General features: G+C 69.9%; 15 protein-coding genes. 9 read left to right on the top strand and 6 right to left on the bottom strand.

Annotated elements, in window-relative coordinates:
• The first annotated feature begins 3 nt into the window (after positions 1-3).
• From ACLJQF_RS44575 to pknB, 6 genes are read left to right on the top strand one after another with little or no spacing between them, the layout of a single operon-like run.
• Positions 4-465 carry an FHA domain-containing protein FhaB gene (locus tag ACLJQF_RS44575; protein ID WP_003079002.1) on the top strand — a complete coding sequence of 154 codons (462 nt, stop codon included), beginning with the start codon at positions 4-6 and terminating at the stop codon, positions 463-465.
• Positions 462-1859, top strand: coding sequence for a PP2C family protein-serine/threonine phosphatase (locus ACLJQF_RS44570; RefSeq protein WP_410616374.1), 1398 nt, complete (start codon positions 462-464; stop codon positions 1857-1859). Before ACLJQF_RS44575 ends, ACLJQF_RS44570 begins: the two co-directional genes overlap by 4 nt.
• Entirely contained in the window at positions 1859-3346 is a 1488-nt protein-coding gene (locus ACLJQF_RS44565) for an FtsW/RodA/SpoVE family cell cycle protein (RefSeq protein ID WP_410616373.1), read from the top strand. The genes ACLJQF_RS44570 and ACLJQF_RS44565 overlap by 1 nt, the downstream gene beginning before the upstream one ends.
• Positions 3343-4812: a peptidoglycan D,D-transpeptidase FtsI family protein gene (locus ACLJQF_RS44560; RefSeq protein ID WP_410616372.1), complete on the top strand. Its 1470-nt coding sequence runs from the start codon at positions 3343-3345 to the stop codon at positions 4810-4812. The genes ACLJQF_RS44565 and ACLJQF_RS44560 overlap by 4 nt, the downstream gene beginning before the upstream one ends.
• A 3-nt stretch (positions 4813-4815) precedes the next feature.
• A complete protein-coding gene (locus ACLJQF_RS44555; RefSeq protein WP_410616371.1) occupies positions 4816-6165 on the top strand; it encodes a serine/threonine-protein kinase in 1350 nt (449 codons plus the stop codon).
• Complete coding sequence (pknB, locus tag ACLJQF_RS44550) at positions 6162-8141, top strand: Stk1 family PASTA domain-containing Ser/Thr kinase (protein ID WP_410616370.1); 1980 nt, start codon at positions 6162-6164, stop codon at positions 8139-8141. Before ACLJQF_RS44555 ends, pknB begins: the two co-directional genes overlap by 4 nt.
• Positions 8142-8193: 52 nt before the next feature.
• Here the strand turns inward: pknB and ACLJQF_RS44545 are convergent, their stop codons facing one another.
• The 4 genes from ACLJQF_RS44545 to ACLJQF_RS44530 form a co-directional block, all read right to left on the bottom strand.
• Entirely contained in the window at positions 8194-8511 is a 318-nt protein-coding gene (locus tag ACLJQF_RS44545) for an effector-associated constant component EACC1 (protein WP_410616369.1), read from the bottom strand.
• A gap of 100 nt (positions 8512-8611) precedes the next feature.
• Positions 8612-9253, bottom strand: a complete 642-nt coding sequence (locus ACLJQF_RS44540) for a hypothetical protein (protein ID WP_410616368.1) — start codon at positions 9251-9253, stop codon at positions 8612-8614.
• Complete coding sequence (locus tag ACLJQF_RS44535; RefSeq protein ID WP_410616367.1) at positions 9241-10032, bottom strand: ABC transporter ATP-binding protein; 792 nt, start codon at positions 10030-10032, stop codon at positions 9241-9243. The genes ACLJQF_RS44540 and ACLJQF_RS44535 overlap by 13 nt, the downstream gene beginning before the upstream one ends.
• The gene (locus ACLJQF_RS44530) at positions 10029-10673 is read right to left on the bottom strand and encodes an aminodeoxychorismate/anthranilate synthase component II (protein ID WP_410616366.1); all 645 of its coding nucleotides are present in this window, start codon (positions 10671-10673) and stop codon (positions 10029-10031) included. The genes ACLJQF_RS44535 and ACLJQF_RS44530 overlap by 4 nt, the downstream gene beginning before the upstream one ends.
• Positions 10674-10785: 112 nt before the next feature.
• Between ACLJQF_RS44530 and ACLJQF_RS44525 the strand changes: the two genes are divergently transcribed.
• A complete protein-coding gene (locus tag ACLJQF_RS44525; RefSeq protein ID WP_410616417.1) occupies positions 10786-12105 on the top strand; it encodes an FAD-dependent oxidoreductase in 1320 nt (439 codons plus the stop codon).
• Between the two features lie 56 nt (positions 12106-12161).
• On the opposite strand, the gene ACLJQF_RS44520 is transcribed toward ACLJQF_RS44525, so the two are convergent.
• Positions 12162-12818, bottom strand: coding sequence for a response regulator (locus tag ACLJQF_RS44520; protein WP_410616365.1), 657 nt, complete (start codon positions 12816-12818; stop codon positions 12162-12164).
• Positions 12758-14581, bottom strand: a complete 1824-nt coding sequence (locus ACLJQF_RS44515) for a histidine kinase (protein WP_410616364.1) — start codon at positions 14579-14581, stop codon at positions 12758-12760. The genes ACLJQF_RS44520 and ACLJQF_RS44515 overlap by 61 nt, the downstream gene beginning before the upstream one ends.
• Before the next feature lie 169 nt (positions 14582-14750).
• Between ACLJQF_RS44515 and ACLJQF_RS44510 the strand changes: the two genes are divergently transcribed.
• Positions 14751-15464, top strand: coding sequence for an ABC transporter ATP-binding protein (locus tag ACLJQF_RS44510; protein WP_410616363.1), 714 nt, complete (start codon positions 14751-14753; stop codon positions 15462-15464).
• Positions 15461-16195: an ABC transporter permease gene (locus tag ACLJQF_RS44505; protein WP_410616362.1), complete on the top strand. Its 735-nt coding sequence runs from the start codon at positions 15461-15463 to the stop codon at positions 16193-16195. The genes ACLJQF_RS44510 and ACLJQF_RS44505 overlap by 4 nt, the downstream gene beginning before the upstream one ends.
• Positions 16196-16227 lie beyond the last annotated feature (32 nt).

Here is a 16227-nt window from a genome sequence, read left to right as displayed (position 1 = left end):
CAAGTGCCAGAGCTGGTCGTACAACTCACCAGGGTGGGCTTCCTCGTGCTGCTCTGGCTCTTCGTGTTCGCCGCGCTCAGAGTCGTCCGTTCGGACCTCTACGCAGCGTCGGGCATGCGCGTCCAGGTGCCGACCTTCGGGCGCAAGAAGGAGAAGAAGCCGCGCAACAGCAAGTCGCCGCAGCAGCTCCTGGTGACTCACGGCGCGCTCGCCGGGACACGCATCGCGCTGGACGGCAGGCCGATCCTGATCGGCCGGGCCGACGACTCCACACTGGTCCTCGACGACGACTACGCGTCGACCCGGCACGCGCGGATCGCGCAGCGCGGTGAGGACTGGTACGTGGAAGATCTGGGCTCGACGAACGGCACGTATCTGGACCGGGCTAAGGTCACTGCACCCCTCCGGGTCCCGCTCGGAGTCCCCATCCGGATCGGCAAGACGGTGATCGAGCTTCGCCCATGACTCTCGTCCTCCGCTACGCAGCCCGCAGCGACCGGGGCCTGGTGCGTTCGAGCAACCAGGACTCCGTGTACGCCGGCCCCCGCCTGCTCGCGCTCGCCGACGGCATGGGTGGGCATGCGGCGGGCGAAGTCGCCAGCAAGGTCGTCATCGCCTCCCTCGCCCCGCTCGACGACGACGAACCGCGTGACGACCTGCTCGCCCAGCTGCGCGAAGCCGTGGCCAACGGCAACGCCGCGATCGCCGAGCTCGTCTCGCAGGACCCCGACCTCGACGGCATGGGCACCACGCTCACCGCCGTCCTGTTCGCCGGCACCCGGCTGGGGCTGGTGCACGTCGGCGACTCCCGGGCCTACCTGCTGCGCGGCGGTCAGTTCGCGCAGATCACGCGGGACGACAGCTTCGTCAACGAACTCCTCGAACAGGGCCGGATCACGCCCGAAGAGGCGGCGGTGCACCCGCAGCGGTCGCTGCTGCTGAAGGCGCTCACCGGCCACGAGGTCGAGCCCAGCCTGACCGTGCGCGAAGCCCGCTCCGGCGACCGGTACCTGATCTGCTCGGACGGCCTGTCCGGCATGGTCAGCGACGAGACGCTGGCCGAAGCCGTGCAGATCCCGGACCCGCAGCAGTGCGCGGACCGGATGATCGAGCTGGCCCTCAAGGGCGGCGGCACGGACAACGTCACGGTGATCATCGCCGACGTGGTCGACGTCGACTTCGGCGAGGACGCGCCCATCGTGGGCGGCGCCGCCGGGGACGGCAGCGACGAGCTGCACCAGGGCGACTCGCCCGCGGCGCGGGCCAGGGCGCTGACCCAGCCGCCCCCGCCGCCGCGCCAGGACCTGCCGCAGCCCAGCGAAGACCCGAAGGCCCGGCGCCGGAAGCGGTTCCGCTGGCTGGCCGGCGCGCTCGTGGTGCTCGTCGTGCTCGCCGCGGCGGCCATCGCGACCCGCTACTTCGTGCTGAGTCAGTACTATGTCGGCGAGGGAGCGGACGGGGAGGTCGTGATCTATCGCGGCGTCCCCGGCAGCATTCTCGGCATCGACCTGCACGCCTACGAGCAGGGGTCCTGCCCGCCGAGCCAGGTGTGCACGGACAAGCTGCGCGTCACCCAGCTCCAGGAGGACGCTCGGCTGGCGGTGCAGAACGGCGTCAAGAAGGACAACCTCGACGAAGCGCGGAAGTACATCGACGACTTCCTGCAGCTGCGCAAGCGCCTGAACAACTGCGCGCCGGCGGGCGGACAGCCGTCCCCGACGCCGACCCCTCCGGTCACGCCGACGACGACTCCGTCGGCTCCGGCCGGCTCCACTGCCCCGTCGTCGGCGAGCCAGCCAGCGGGGAGGGACTGCTCGACGCCGAGTTCGACGGCACCGACGACGGGAGGCGGTAACTGATGGGCCAGCCCGTCGCGCGTTCCGCCGAACCCCTCGCCGCGCAGTTCCAGACGAACCCGCCGCGCGAGGTCCCGACCCGCCGCAACACCGAACTGGTGCTGCTCGGGTTCGCGTCGTTCATCGTCACCCTCGCGCTCGTCCTGGTGGAGGCGAACCAGGAGCAGGAGCTGACCTGGTCGATCATCTGGCTCGGTCTCGCCTACCTCGCGATCTTCGGCGCGGCGCACCTGGCCGTCCGCAAGTGGGCGCCGTACGCCGATCCCGTGCTGCTCCCCTGCGTCGCGCTGCTGAACGGCATCGGCCTGGTGATGATCCACCGGATCGACCTCGCCCTGGCCGAGCGCGCCACGCAGAACGGCAAGGACTACACGCCGGCCGTCACCGCGCAGGTGCTGTTCACGGTGATCTCGCTCGTGTTCTTCGTCGTGGTACTGATCGTGGTGAACGACCATCGCACGCTGACCCGCTACGGCTACACCGCGGGCCTGGTCGGGATCGTCGCACTGGCGCTGCCCGCGCTGCTGCCGTCGAGCCTGTCCGAGGTCAACGGCGCCAAGGTGTGGCTGAAGCTGCCGTTCTTCTCGATCCAGCCGGGCGAGTTCGCGAAGATCCTGCTGATGATCTTCTTCGCTTCGTTCCTGGTGTCGAAGCGGGACCTGTTCATGGTGGCGGGCAAGAAGCTCGTCGGCGTCGAGCTCCCCCGCGCCCGCGACCTCGGCCCGATCCTGATCGCCGCGTTCGCCTGCATCGGCATCCTGGTGTTCGAGAAGGACCTCGGCACCTCGCTGCTGTTCTTCAGCGTCATCCTGGTGATGCTGTACGTCGCGACCGAGCGGGTCATCTGGGTCGTACTGGGCCTCAGCTTCTTCGCTGTCGGCTGCGTGATCGCCTACAACCTCTTCACGCACGTCCAGCAGCGCGTAGCGAACTGGCTGGACCCGCTGGCCACCTACGACGACGCCGGCGGCGGCTACCAGCTCGCGCAGGGCCTGTTCGGGCTCGGCACCGGCGGCGTCGGCGGCACCGGGCTCGGCGCCGGCCGGCCGGACATGGTGCCCGAGGCCAACACCGACTTCATCACCGCGTCGATCGGCGAGGAGCTCGGTTTCATCGGGCTGGCCGCGGTGCTGATGCTGTACTTGATGGTCGCCATGCGCGGCATGCGCAGCGCCCTCGCGGTGCGCGACACGTTCGGCAAGCTGCTGGGCGGCGGGCTCGCGTTCACCATGGTCATGCAGATCTTCGTCGTCGTCGGCGGAGTCACGAAACTCATCCCGGAGACCGGTATCACCGCCCCGTTCCTGTCCAAGGGTGGTTCGTCGCTGCTCGCGAACTACATCCTGGTCGCGCTGCTGCTCCGCATCTCCGACGCGGCCCGCAGGCCCACCTCGCGCCCGAAGCCGCAGCAGCAGCCGCAGGCCCCGATCGCGGAAGCGCACACCGTGCTCGTGCAGCGGCCGCCGGCGGACGGGGGCGCGCAGGCATGAACACCCCGCTCCGCAAGGTCGGCATGGCGATGCTCGTGATGATCGTCCTGCTGCTGGCCAACGCCACCTACATCCAGGTGGTGAAGGCCGACGACTACCGCACCGACTCCCGCAACGCGCGCGTGCTCTACGAAGAGTTCGCCCGCCAGCGCGGCAAGATCGTGTCGCAGGCCAACGGCGAGGTGCTGGCCAGCATCAACCCGTCGAACGACAAGTACAAGTACATCCGGACCTACGTCGACGGCCCGATGTACGCGCCGGTCACCGGCTACTACTCGATCAACTACGGCGCCGGCGGCCTGGAGCGCGCCGAGGACGACGTCCTCAACGGCTCCGACCCTCGGCTGTTCGTGCGGCGGCTGTCGGACATGGTCACCGGCCGGGACCCCAGCGGCGGCAACGTCCGGCTGACCATCGACCCGGCTGTGCAGAAGGCCGCGTACGACCTGATGACGCAGAAGGGCTACACCGGCGCCGTCGTCGCGATGGAGCCCAGCACCGGGCGGATCCTGGCGATGGTGTCGACGCCGTCGTATGACCCGAACCAGCTCGCTTCACACACGTCGAAGGCGCAGACCGACGCCTGGAGCGCGGCCAACAAGGACCCGAAGAAGCCCATGCTGAACCGGGCGATCTCCGAGACCTACCCGCCGGGTTCGACGATGAAGCTCGTCACCGCGGCGACCGCGCTCGAATCCGGCATCGGTCCCGACACCCCGATCGACCCGGCGGCGAACACGAAGGTCCCCGGCACCAGCAAGACGCTGGAGAACTACGCCGGCCAGCCTTGCCCCGGCACCACGTTCAAGGACGCACTGGCGCACTCCTGCAACGTGCCGTTCGCGCAGTTCGCCGGCCAGCTTGGCGCGGACAAGATGAAGAAGACGGCAGCGAACTTCGGCATCGGGCAGACCGACCTGACCGTGCCGATGAAGGTCGCCGGGTCGACGGTCGGCCCGCTCGACTCGCCGGACGCGCTCTTCCAGAGCGGGATCGGCCAGCGCGACGTCCGGCTGACGCCGCTGCAGGACTGCATTCTCGCGGCCACCGTGGCCAACGGCGGGATGGCGATGAAGCCACAGCTGGTGCAATCGGTGCTGGCACCGGACCTGTCGACGATCGAGGACTACAGCCCCACCGAGCTCACCGGCACCGCGGCGCTGTCGGCGTCGAACGCCGCCATCCTCAAGGACATGATGGTCGCTTCCGAGGGCTTCACCAAGGGCGGTGGCAAGCGCGACGACGTCAAGATCGCGTCGAAGACCGGCACCGCCGAACACGGCACCGACTCCAAGAACACCGCACCACATGCCTGGTACACCGCCTTCGCCCCGGTCGACAACCCGCAGATCGCGGTCGCCGTGATCGTCGAGGACGGCGGCAACCGCGGCCTCGCGGCCACCGGCGGCTCGGTCGCGGCGGAAATCGGCCGTGCGGCAATCAACGCGAAGCTCGGGGGTGGATAGCGCATGCTGTCCTCCGGTCAGCTGCTGGCCGATCGCTACAAGCTGACGAGCCGGATCGCCGTCGGCGGGATGGGTGAGGTCTGGCAGGCCAGCGACACCCGCCTCGACCGGACCGTGGCCGTCAAAATCCTCAAGGCCGAACTCTCCGGCGACGCCGAGTTCCTCCACCGCTTCCGCACGGAAGCGCGGATGACGGCGTCCCTGAACCACCCCGGCATCGCCGCGGTGCACGACTACGGCGAGACCATCTTCGACGGCGACCTGCCGATCGCCTACCTGGTGATGGAGCTCGTCGACGGCGACCCGCTGGCCGGGTTGCTGGCCAAGCACGGACGGCTGTCGGCGGAGTTCACGCTCGACATGCTCGAGCAGGCGGGCAACGCGCTGCAGGCCGCGCACAACCACGGCCTGGTCCACCGCGACGTCAAGCCGGGCAACATCCTGGTGACGTCGGCGGGTCAGGTGAAGATCACCGACTTCGGGGTGGCGAAGGCGGCCGACGCGGCGCCGGTCACCCGGTCCGGCATGGTCATGGGCACCGCGCACTACATCGCCCCGGAGCAGGCGCTCGGGCAACCGGCCGAGCCGGCGTCCGACGTCTACTCGCTGGCGGTGTGCGGCTATGAATGCCTCGCCGGGCACCGGCCGTTCCTGTCCGAGAACGCCGTGACGGTCGCGATGATGCACATCCGCGACATCCCGCCGCCGCTGCCGCCGGACGTGCCGCCCGCGGCGCGCGCGGTGATCGAGGCGACCCTGGTCAAGGACCCGCGGCAGCGCTACAACAGCGGCGGCGAGTTCGCGTCCGCCGTCGCCGCGGTTCGCGCCGGGCTGCCGCTGCCGACGCCGTCCGGGCTGGTCAACGCCACCTACACGACGGGCCAGCAGCCGGTGGTGCCGCAGCAGGTGCAGCAGCAGCCGCCGCCCCCGTCGATGCCGGTGCCGATTCCCCCGCAGCAGCTTCCGCCGCCGCAACAGCAGATGCCGGGTGGCCCGCCGTCCCCCGCGATGAACCCGATGATGGCCATCGGCCCGCCGTCCCGGCCGGCCCCGCGGCAGGTCATGCTGCCCGCTGCCCGGAAGAAGACGCAGTGGGGCTGGTGGGCGCTTCTCGCCGCGATCCTGCTCGTTGTCCTGGTGGCGGGCATCGTGCTGGTGGCGAAGATGCTGGGCGGCGGCAACGGCACGACGCCGCAGTCCGGCCAGCCGCAGAGCCAGGTGTTCCCAGGCAGACAGGCGCCCGCGGAGCAGTCCTCGAGCGGCTACCCGGCGGACACTCCCGGCGCGACCGACGATGGCCGGCAAGGCATCATGACCACACCTTGGACGGAATGGAACGGCACCCAGAGATGAGCACACCCAGACTGCTCTCCAACCGGTACGAGCTGGGCGAAACGCTCGGCTACGGAGGCATGTCCGAGGTCCATCACGGCCACGACGTGCGTCTCGGCCGGGAAGTCGCGATCAAGATCCTCCGTGCCGACCTCGCCAGAGACCCCCAGTTCCTGGAGCGCTTCCGCCGGGAAGCGCAGAACGCCGCCGCGCTGAACCACCCGGCGATCGTCGCGGTCTACGACACGGGTGAGGCGAACGCCGAGTTCGGGCCGCTGCCGTACATCGTCATGGAGTACGTCGAAGGCCGGACGCTGCGCGACATCGTCAAGACCGAGGGCCCGATGTCGCAGAAGCGGGCGATGGAGGTCATGGCCGACGTCTGCGCGGCGCTGGACTTCTCGCACCGCCACGGCATCGTGCACCGCGACGTCAAGCCGGCCAACGTGATGATCACGAAGAACGGCGCGGTCAAGGTGATGGACTTCGGCATCGCGCGCGCGATGCACGACGGCCAGTCCGCGATGACCCAGACCGCCGCGGTGATCGGCACGGCGCAGTACCTGTCGCCGGAGCAGGCCCGGGGTGAGTCGGTCGACGCCCGGTCCGACGTCTACGCCTCCGGCTGCGTGCTGTACGAGCTGATCACCGGCGAGCCGCCGTTCACCGGGGACTCCCCGGTCGCGGTCGCCTACCAGCACGTCCGGGAAGACCCCAGCGCGCCGTCGTCGGTGAACCCGGCGGTGGCGCCGGAGCTCGACGCCGTCGTGCTGAAGGCACTGGCGAAGGGTCCGGCGAACCGCTACCAGTCGGCGGCGGAGATGCGCTCGGACCTGGTGCGCACCCTCTCGGGCCAGCGCCCGGTGGCGCCGATGGTGATGTCCGAGGACGAGCGCACGCAGGTGATGAACGCCGACCGGCGGCAGCCGCAGCGCTACGACGAATACAGCGAGCCGGACAACGAAGACCCGAAGGCCAAGCGCCGTCGCCGCACGATCCTGGCCGCGGTGGCCGCGGTGTTCGTGCTGGCCGCGGTACTGCTGATCATGTGGCTGGCGGGCTCGTTCAAGAGCAACGACAGCTCCACGGTGGCGGTCCCCGACGTGCTGCACCAGACGGTGCCGCAGGCTCGGGAAACGTTGAAGAACAGGGGTTTCAACGGCACGCTCGAGCCGAAGCAGGTCACCTGCGGGGTGCCGGCCACCGACGGCAACCCGGAGTGCAGCCAGGACGACATCAACAAGGTCATCAAGACCGACCCGTCGGCCGGGGTGTCGGTCGCGACCGACACGAAGATCGTGCTGTACGTCGGCGTCGCGCCGGGCAAGGCCAGCGTGCCGGACCTCAAGAACAAGACGCGCGACGAGGCCGAGCAGGCGCTGATCGAGGCGAAGCTGACCCTCGACCCGAGCGTCGGGGAAACCGAGGTCACCGACCAGAACCAGGTCGGCCTGGTGCAGTCGCAGAACCCGAGCGCGGACACCCAGGTCGCCCAGGGCAGCAGCGTGAAGATCACGATCGGTAAGTCCAAGCAGCTCAAGTCGGTCACCGACTTCACCGGAAAGCCGTACTCCCAGGCCAAGGCGGCGCTGGAGGGTGCGGGCTGGAAGACGAAGCGGACCGACCAGCCTTCGGACACGGTGGCGAAGGACTCGGTCATCACCCAGAACCCGAACGGTGGCCAGCTGGCGATCGGCGAGGTGATCACGCTGACCGTGTCGACGGGTCCGACCACCCCGACTTCGACCCAGATCGAGATGCCGCAGCTGGTGGGCATGCCGGTCGACGAAGCTCAGCAGAAGCTGCAGAGCATGGGCTGGACCGGAACGCTGAACCAGCAGTCCGACCGGGGCAGCCGGCAGCCGGAAGGCACGGTGACCAAGCAGAACGTGAAGGCCGGTACCACGATCAGCAACACCCAGACCATCACCGTGTCGGTGTCCGAGGGGAACGGCGGCATCACATTCCCGACGCCGACGTCCTCCGGCGCACCCTGACCGATCTCGCGAAAAGGCCCGCACGGTTCGCCGTGCGGGCCTTTTTCGTCGGTCAGGCTTTGTCGAGGAACCCTTGCACGGCACCGAGAACCTGATCGGCGTCGCTCGCGGCACCGAAGTCGAGTTCGAGTTCCTCGGCGGCGCCCGAGCGTTTGACCTTCAAGGAGACGTGGGATTCCCGTCCCCGGGTCAGCCAGGCGAAGAGCGAGCGGCAGAAAACGCCGGCGGAGGTGCTGGAGACTCCGACCACGACGGCGTCGAAGACCTGGACGCGGCCACGGAGTTCGTCTTCGCCACGCAACCAGGCGGCGAGCTCCGGAAGCTCGCCGTCGGAGTTTGGCACGGTGATCGCGACGATCCCAGCCGTCACCCGATCTCCCTTCACCCAGAACCGGAGAGGCCCCGAACCTTAGTCGGGCGCGTGGTCCGGCTGGAAGACCGGGCCGGAAATTGAAGATTGCAAATTGCAGTCAGGAGCGCCGGTGCACGAGCGCCGAGACGGCGAAGAAGCTGACGGCCAGCATCGCCACCGCCGTCACCAGGGCCAGGACCAGCGGGCCACCGACCGGTTCGTCGTCGGTGAGGGCGTGCAGCAGCGGGTGGACCAGCGGGATCTTCGCCAGCAGGACGACGACGAGGGTGATCACCGCGGCCAGCACCGTCCAGCCGACGCGGTGGACCAGCAGCCGCGAGCACGGCAGCGCGATCGCGATGCCCAGCAGGGCGCACGCGAGGTGCGCGAGCAACCCGATCCCCAGTGCCGTCGGCTGGACCTTGAACGACTTGATCGCCGACCACACCTCGGTGATCGCGGTCAGGACCAGTGAACAGGCCAGCACGGTGAGGATCGCGCCGGAAATCATCCGCCGCCACTGCCGCGCGTGGCTCAGGGTCACCAGGCGCTGCACCGGGTCTTCGATGTCGAGCAGCGCGATCGTCAGCCAGCACGAGACGACCAGCAACCCGCCGGCGCTGACGCCGAACAACGGCAGCGGCGGGGAATTCGGGTCGGCGTAGAGGATCACGCACAGCGCGAGGTAGGCCAGCAACGCCGGCAGGTACCGCTGCGAATGGCCGAGCAGCGCCAGGTAGTACCGGGTCAGGGCGAGCACGGCGCCACCTCCCGCACCGACCAGCCGTCTTCGAGCGCCCGCCGCAGGACCGCGTCGACGCGGGCGACCTCGACCGTGAGCACCACGTGGGGTCCTTCGGCGACGGCGTGCCGCACGCCGGGCTCGTCCGCCCAGCCGGTGCCGCCGCCGCGCAGCACGATCCGGGTGGTCGGCTCCGCGCTCTCGGCCGTCAGCCTTCCGTCGTTCATGAGGTGGACGACGTCGGCGTGGTCGTGCACCACCTGCGGCCGGTGGTCGGTGAACACGACACTCGCCCCGCGCGCCCGCGTCTCGGCGACGAGCTCGCCGAGGATGGTATGCGTGCCGACGTCCAGCCCGGACCACGGCTCGTCGAGGATCAGCAGGTCGGGGCGGACCATCACGGCCTGCGCGAGCCCGACCTTCTGCGCGTTGCCCTTGGACAGGGTGCGCAGCGGCGCGGTCGGGCCGCCGACCAGGGCGAGCCGTTCGAGCAGCGGGTCGATCACCGAAAGATCGGCGAGCCCGTGGATGCGGGCCATGTGCCGCAGGTAGGCGCGGGCGCCCATGCGCTGGCCCGCCGGGAAGCGGTCGGGCAGGTAGCCGATCCGCGGGGTGCCGATCAGGGTGCCGGTGGTCGCGTGCGAGACGCCCGCCATGATCCGCAGCAGCGTCGACTTCCCGGACCCGTTGCTGCCGAGGATGCCGACGACGTGCCCGGGCTCGACGGTCAGGTCGACGTCGCGGAGGACGAAGTCACCGCGCCCGTACCGCTTGCCGACCCCCTCGAGCCGGATCACGCAACAGCGGCCTTCTGGAGCGCCTTGGTCGCGCGCTCGAGCTCGTTCACCCGGGCCGGGTCGACGGAGTGGCCCGCGGTGGCCAGCCAGTTCGCGAGCATCCGGTGACCGCCCTCGGTGAGCACGGACTCCGGGTGGAACTGGACACCTTCCAGCGGCAGCTCGCGGTGGCGCATGCCCATCACGATGCCGGACTCGGTGCGCCCGGTGATCTCGAAGACGGCGTCGGAAATCGTGTCCGGCACCACGGTCAGCGAGTGGTACCGGGTGGCCGTGAACTCCTCCGGCAGGTCCTTGAGGATGCCGGCGCCGGTGTGCCGGACCTGGCTCGTCTTGCCGTGGAGCAGCTCGGGCGCACGGTCGACGGTCGCGCCGTAGACGACGCCGAGCGCCTGGTGACCGAGGCAGACGCCGAGCATCGGCGTGCGCGTTTCGGCGCACTTCCGGACGACGTCCATGCTCTGACCGGCGCGTTCCGGGGTGCCGGGGCCGGGTGAGACGAGCACGGCGTCGAACTCGGGCACGCGGTCGAGGTCCACGACGTCGTTGCGCCAGACGGTGCAGTCGGCGCCGAGCTGGGCCAGGTACTGGACCAGGTTGTAGACGAAGCTGTCGTAGTTGTCGACGACGAGAACGCGCATGGCGCCGAGCTTACCGGCTCCCAGTCCGTGGACCGTACGCCAAATCACATTTCAAGTAAGGTCACCCTAACTTACCGTGGAGGGTGTGAGCCGATCTCTTCGTGTGGCCGTGGTGGGTGCCGGTCCGGCCGGCATCTACGCCGCCGACATCCTGGACAAGTCTGACGCCGACGTCTCGATCGACCTGTTCGAGCGGATGCCCGCGCCGTTCGGGCTGATCCGCTACGGCGTCGCGCCCGACCACCCGCGCATCAAGGGCATCGTGACGGCACTGGAGAAGGTGCTCTCGAAGCCGAACATCCGGCTGCTGGGCAACATCGACTACGGCACCGACATCAAGCTCGACGAGCTGCGCGAGTTCTACGACGCGGTGATCTTCTCGACCGGCGCGTCCGCCGACCGCCCGCTCGACATCCCGGGCATCGACCTGAACGGCAGCTACGGCGCCGCGGACTTCGTGTCCTGGTACGACGGTCACCCCGACGTGCCGCGCACCTGGCCGCTGACCGCGTCTTCGGTCGCCGTCCTCGGCGTCGGGAACGTCGCGCTGGACGTGGCGCGGGTGCTGGCGAAGACGGCCGACGAGCTGCTGCCCACCGACATCCCGGACAACGTCTACCAGGGGCTCAAGGCCAGCCCGGTGACGGACGTGCACGTGTTCGGCCGCCGCGGCCCGGCGCAGGCGAAGTTCACGCCGCTGGAGCTGCGGGAGCTGGACCACTCGCCGAACGTCGAGGTCATCGTGTCCCCGGAGGACATCGAGTTCGACGACGGCAGCATCGCGGCCCTGCGCGCGTCGAAGCAGATCGACATGGTGGTGAAGACGCTGCAGGAGTGGGCCATCCGCGATCCGGGCGCCCGCCCGCGCCGGCTGCACCTGCACTTCTTCCACTCGCCGGCCGAGGTCCTCGGCGAGGACGGCAAGGTGACGGGCCTGCGCACCGAGCGCACCGAGCTGACCGGCGACGGGAACGTCCGCGGCACCGGCGAGTTCCACGACTGGGACGTCCAGGCGGTGTACCGCGCGGTCGGCTACCTGTCGTCGCACCTGCCGGAGCTGCCGTTCGACCACGTGGCAGGCGTGGTGCCGAACCAGGCGGGCCGCGTGCTGGACCTGGACGAGAACCAGCTGCCGGGCGTGTACGTGACCGGCTGGATCAAGCGCGGCCCGATCGGCCTGATCGGCCACACGAAGGGCGACGCGGCGGAGACCATCGCGAGCCTCCTGGCGGACGCGGACACCCTGGCGGCCCCGAAGTTCGCATCCCCGGACGCGATCCTCGATTTCCTCGAGACGCGCGGCATCCCGTTCACGAACTGGGACGGCTGGGGCCGGCTCGACGCGCACGAGAAGGCGCTGGGCTCGGCGGCGGGCCGCGAGCGCATCAAGGTGATCGAGCGCGAGGAGATGACCCGGGTCTCGCGCGGCTGAGCAGTCTGCCGCAGCTTGTCGTGAGTGGTAATTAGGGTTAGAACCCTAATTACCACTCACGACCGGCCGAGGTAGGTGAGGACGGCCAGCACGCGGCGGTTGGTGTCGTCCGAGGCGGTGATGTCCAGCTTCGCGAAGATGTTCGCCGTGTGCTTGCCGACCGCTCCCTCGCTGAAGTGCAGTCGGGCCGCGATCGCCGCGTTGGAGCAGCCTTCCGCCATCAGCGACAGGACCTCGCGCTCGCGCGGGGTCAGCGCCGACAGCGGGTCGGAGGCGTTGCCGGCCACCAGTTTGGCGATCACCTCGGGGTCCATCACGGTGCCGCCCGCCGCGACCCGGCGGACGGCGTCGATGAACTGCTCCGCGTTGAACACGCGGTCCTTCAGCAGGTAGCCGATCGCACCCGTGCCGTCGGCCAGCAGTTCACGCGCGTACAGCTGCTCGACGTGCTGGGACAGCACGAGGATCGGCAGCCCGGGGACCTCCCGGCGGGCCGACAGCGCGGCCTGCAGCCCCTCGTCGGTGTTCGTCGGCGGCATCCGTACGTCCACAATGGACACCTCGGGCCGGTGTTCGCGCAACGCCGCCATCAGCTCGGGGCCGCTGGCGACCGCCGCGACGACGTCGAAGCCGTGCGCGGTCAGGAGATGGGTCAGGCCGTCTCGGAGCAGGTACTGGTCTTCGGCGATGACGGTTCTGGGGTGATCAAGCACGGGATCTCCAGGGTCGCCTTCGTCGGGCCGCCGATCGGGCTGGTCAGCGCCAACCTACCGTCGAAGCCGCCCAGCCGGCGCTCGATTCCCCGCAGGCCCGACCCACGGGCAAGGTTCGCGCCGCCCGGGCCGTCGTCGGTCACCACCACCGTCAGGAGTTCGCCGGCGAACTCCACTTCGATCGACACCCGTTTCGCGCCATGCTTCGCCGCGTTGCCGAGCAGTTCGGACACCGCGAAGTACACGCACGCCTCCACCGGCTCCTCGATGCGTCCCGGCAGCGAGCCCGTGACCTGTGCCTTCAGCGGACTGTCCAGTGCCAGCGCGCGAACGGCGTCCAGCAGCCCGCGTTCGGACAGCACCGGCGGGTGGATGCCGCGGATCAGCGCCCGCAGCTCGGTGAGCGCCTCCGACGACGCCGCGCGCAGCTCCGCCGTGAGCCGTTTCGCCGCCTCCGGGTCGGTGTCCACCAGCGCCTCGACCGCACCCAGCTTCATGCCCATGGCGACCAGCCGCGACTGGACGCCGTCGTGCAGGTCGCGCTCGATCCGGCGCAGTTCCGCCGCTTGCGTGACCGTGACGTCGGAACGCGTCTGCTTCAACCGTTCGACGCGCTGGGCCAGCTGGGCCGACTCGGTCGGCCCGAACCACACCCGCGCGAATCGGGCCTGTTGACGGGCGAGCCACGGCGCCGGCGCCACGGCGATGACCAGCGCCAGCAGGATCAACGGCGTCTGCGCGAGCGCACCGAGGTGCGTCGACACCTCGGGCAGCGGGGACCACTGGACACGTGACGACACGAACGGCCGCCATACCCAGAGCATCCAGAGGCCGGTCATGCCCCAGCCGAAAAGCACGAGCGCCGGCAACGAGCAAGCGAGCGACACGAGGGAGCTCAGTGCGCCGCCGGCCATGTCCCGCCAGGTGGCCCGGTCACCCAGGATCCACCGCGTGCGGGCGTTCTGGAGCGGCCAGAACATCTCTTCGTACAGCTGTCTGCCGACTTGGTAGAGCCCGTCGGCGCGGGGTATGGGCACCCCGGGCGGCGGCTGGTACGGCCGCGGGATCCGCACCCCGGTCCAGTTTTCGGCTTCGCGGCGCAGGGTGTCGGCGATCGAGCGGCTCCACAGCACGACCGGGGGCGCCAGCGGCGTGGCGCCGGCGACGACCACCAGCTGAACCACCGAAAAGACCAGCTGCACCACCGAAAGCGCGAGGATGCCGAACTGGTGGCCCAGTGCTTCGAGGTGCCGATGCAGCCAGTTCTTCCGCGCCAGCTCGGAGGGTGGGTGCGGCCCGATCCACCAGCGCGTCCACCGGCCGTAGCCGTGCAGCACCCGCGGCCCGCCGAGCAGGACGGCCACCGGCAGCAGCAGCGTCAGCAGCGGGTTCACCAGCTGCCAGCTGAATTCGCGGTTCGCCGCCGGGTCTTCCAGCGCCCAGGTGAGGCGGTGCTGCCAGCGGACCCAGAACGCCCGCTTGTAGAGCTGGTTGCCGTCGCGGTACCAGCCGTCGCGCTCGCGGACCGGTTCCGGCGGCTCGGGCCGGTACGGCGCTTCGATCTCGACGCCGCACCAGCGCGCGGCCAGCGTCCGCGCCACCGCCGACCGGCCGCGAGCCCATTCGACCGCGGGGCCGAGGAAGAAGACGAGCCCGCCGCAGAGCAGCACGAACGCGATCAGCTCGACCAGGACGTCGATCCAGCTGAGCAACGAGAACGCGGCCAGCGCCAGCGCCCGGCCGACCGCACGCAGGTACGGCATCCGGCACCTCCTTCCCCCGAGATCCTCGCCGATCCGCGCCGGACCGCGCAGTGCCCCAAGCCCCACGGAAGGGGTGGGCCCAGCTCCACCCCCGCTTCAGCAAAACGCTACCTGAGCTGGGGTTTCAGCGTCATTACGGACGCGGCCGCCGGTTCGTAGCTTTGGCGCCATGCCACTCATCGAAGTCACCGACCTCCGCAAACGCTACGGCTCCCAGGTCGCGGTCGACGGCGTTTCCTTCACCGTCGAGCGCGGCGAAATCTTCGGCATCCTCGGCACGAACGGCGCCGGGAAGACCACCACCGTCGAATGCCTCCAGGGACTCCGCCAGGCCGACGGCGGCACGATCTCCGTGCTCGGCCTGGACCCGGCGACCGACCACCTGGCGTTGACCCGCCGCGTCGGCGTCCAGCTGCAGGAAAGCCAACTGCCCGCGAAGCTGCGGGTGCGCGAAGCACTGGAGCTGTTCGCCTCCTTCTACCCGCAGCCGGCCGACATCGACGTCCTGCTCGACCAGCTCGGCCTGCGCGACCACGCCCGCAGCTTCTTCGGAAAGCTCTCCGGCGGCCAGAAGCAGCGCGTGTCGATCGCGCTGGCCCTGGTGGGGCAGCCCGAGCTGGCGATCCTCGACGAGCTGACCACCGGGCTCGACCCGCACGCCCGCCGCGAAACGTGGCAGCTCGTCGAAGGTGTCCGCGCCACCGGCGTCACGGTCCTGCTCGTCACCCACTTCATGGACGAGGCCGAGCGGCTCTGCGACCGCGTCGCGATCTTCGAGGCCGGACGCGTCGTCGCCACCGGCACCCCGACCGAGCTCCGCGCCGCGGCCGGAGCATCCACTTTGGACGACGCGTTCGTCTCGCTGACCAGGAGCGCCCGGTGAACACCTTCGCCAAGATCACCACCACCGAAACGAAACTCTTCCTCCGCTCGCCCTTCATGGCGCTCGGCGGCCTGCTGCTGCCGTCGATCCTGCTGCTCGCCATCGGCGCCATCCCGGGCATGCGCAAGCCCAACGAGGCGGCGGGCGGGCTCCGGCTCATCGACGCCTGGGTGCCGTCGCTGATCGTCATCAGCCTGGCGATGCTCGCGCTGCAGTCGATCCCGGCCGCCGTCGCCACCTACCGCGAGCAGGGCGTGCTGCGCCGGCTGGCCACGACCCCGGTGCACCCGGCCAACCTGCTGGGCGCGCAGCTGCTGATCCACGTCGTCGTCTCGCTGGCGGGCATCGCGCTCGTGCTGGGGCTGGGCAACGCCGTCCACGACGTCCCGCTGCCGAAACACCCGCTGTCGTTCGCGCTGACGCTGGTGCTCGGAGTGGTCGCGACGTTCGCGCTGGGCCTGATCGCGGCCGCGGTCGCCCGCACGTCCAAGGCCGCCACCGGGGTCGCGATGGTCGCTTTCCTCCCGATCATGTTCTTCGGCGGCGTGTACCTGCCACGGCCATTCCTGCCGGAGGTCCTGCGGCGGATCGGCGACTACGTGCCGCCGGGTTCGCAGGCGCTGCAGGACGCGTGGGTCGGCGCCGGCGTGCAGCCGGTGCAGCTGGCCGCGCTCGCCGCCTTCGCGGTGCTCGGAACGGTGCTGGCGGCGAAGCTCTTCCGTTGGGAGTAAGCCTTCCGCCAAAGTGGTGATGATCATCGTTT

Origin of the sequence: Amycolatopsis sp. lyj-109, assembly GCF_046548995.1 — a bacterium.
Taxonomy (GTDB): Bacteria; Actinomycetota; Actinomycetes; order Mycobacteriales; family Pseudonocardiaceae; genus Amycolatopsis.
The sequence above is the reverse complement of the archived record's forward strand: the minus strand, read 5'-3'. Positions and strand labels throughout refer to the sequence as shown.

Coding starts and splice junctions, on each gene's coding strand:
- ACLJQF_RS44570 (WP_410616374.1), top strand. CDS start 462: ATGACTCTCGTCCTCCGCTACGCAGCCCGCAGCGACCGGGGCCTGGTG.
- ACLJQF_RS44565 (WP_410616373.1), top strand. CDS start 1,859: ATGGGCCAGCCCGTCGCGCGTTCCGCCGAACCCCTCGCCGCGCAGTTC.
- ACLJQF_RS44560 (WP_410616372.1), top strand. CDS start 3,343: ATGAACACCCCGCTCCGCAAGGTCGGCATGGCGATGCTCGTGATGATC.
- ACLJQF_RS44555 (WP_410616371.1), top strand. CDS start 4,816: ATGCTGTCCTCCGGTCAGCTGCTGGCCGATCGCTACAAGCTGACGAGC.
- pknB (WP_410616370.1), top strand. CDS start 6,162: ATGAGCACACCCAGACTGCTCTCCAACCGGTACGAGCTGGGCGAAACG.
- ACLJQF_RS44530 (WP_410616366.1), bottom strand. CDS start 10,673: ATGCGCGTTCTCGTCGTCGACAACTACGACAGCTTCGTCTACAACCTG.
- ACLJQF_RS44515 (WP_410616364.1), bottom strand. CDS start 14,581: ATGCCGTACCTGCGTGCGGTCGGCCGGGCGCTGGCGCTGGCCGCGTTC.
- ACLJQF_RS44510 (WP_410616363.1), top strand. CDS start 14,751: ATGCCACTCATCGAAGTCACCGACCTCCGCAAACGCTACGGCTCCCAG.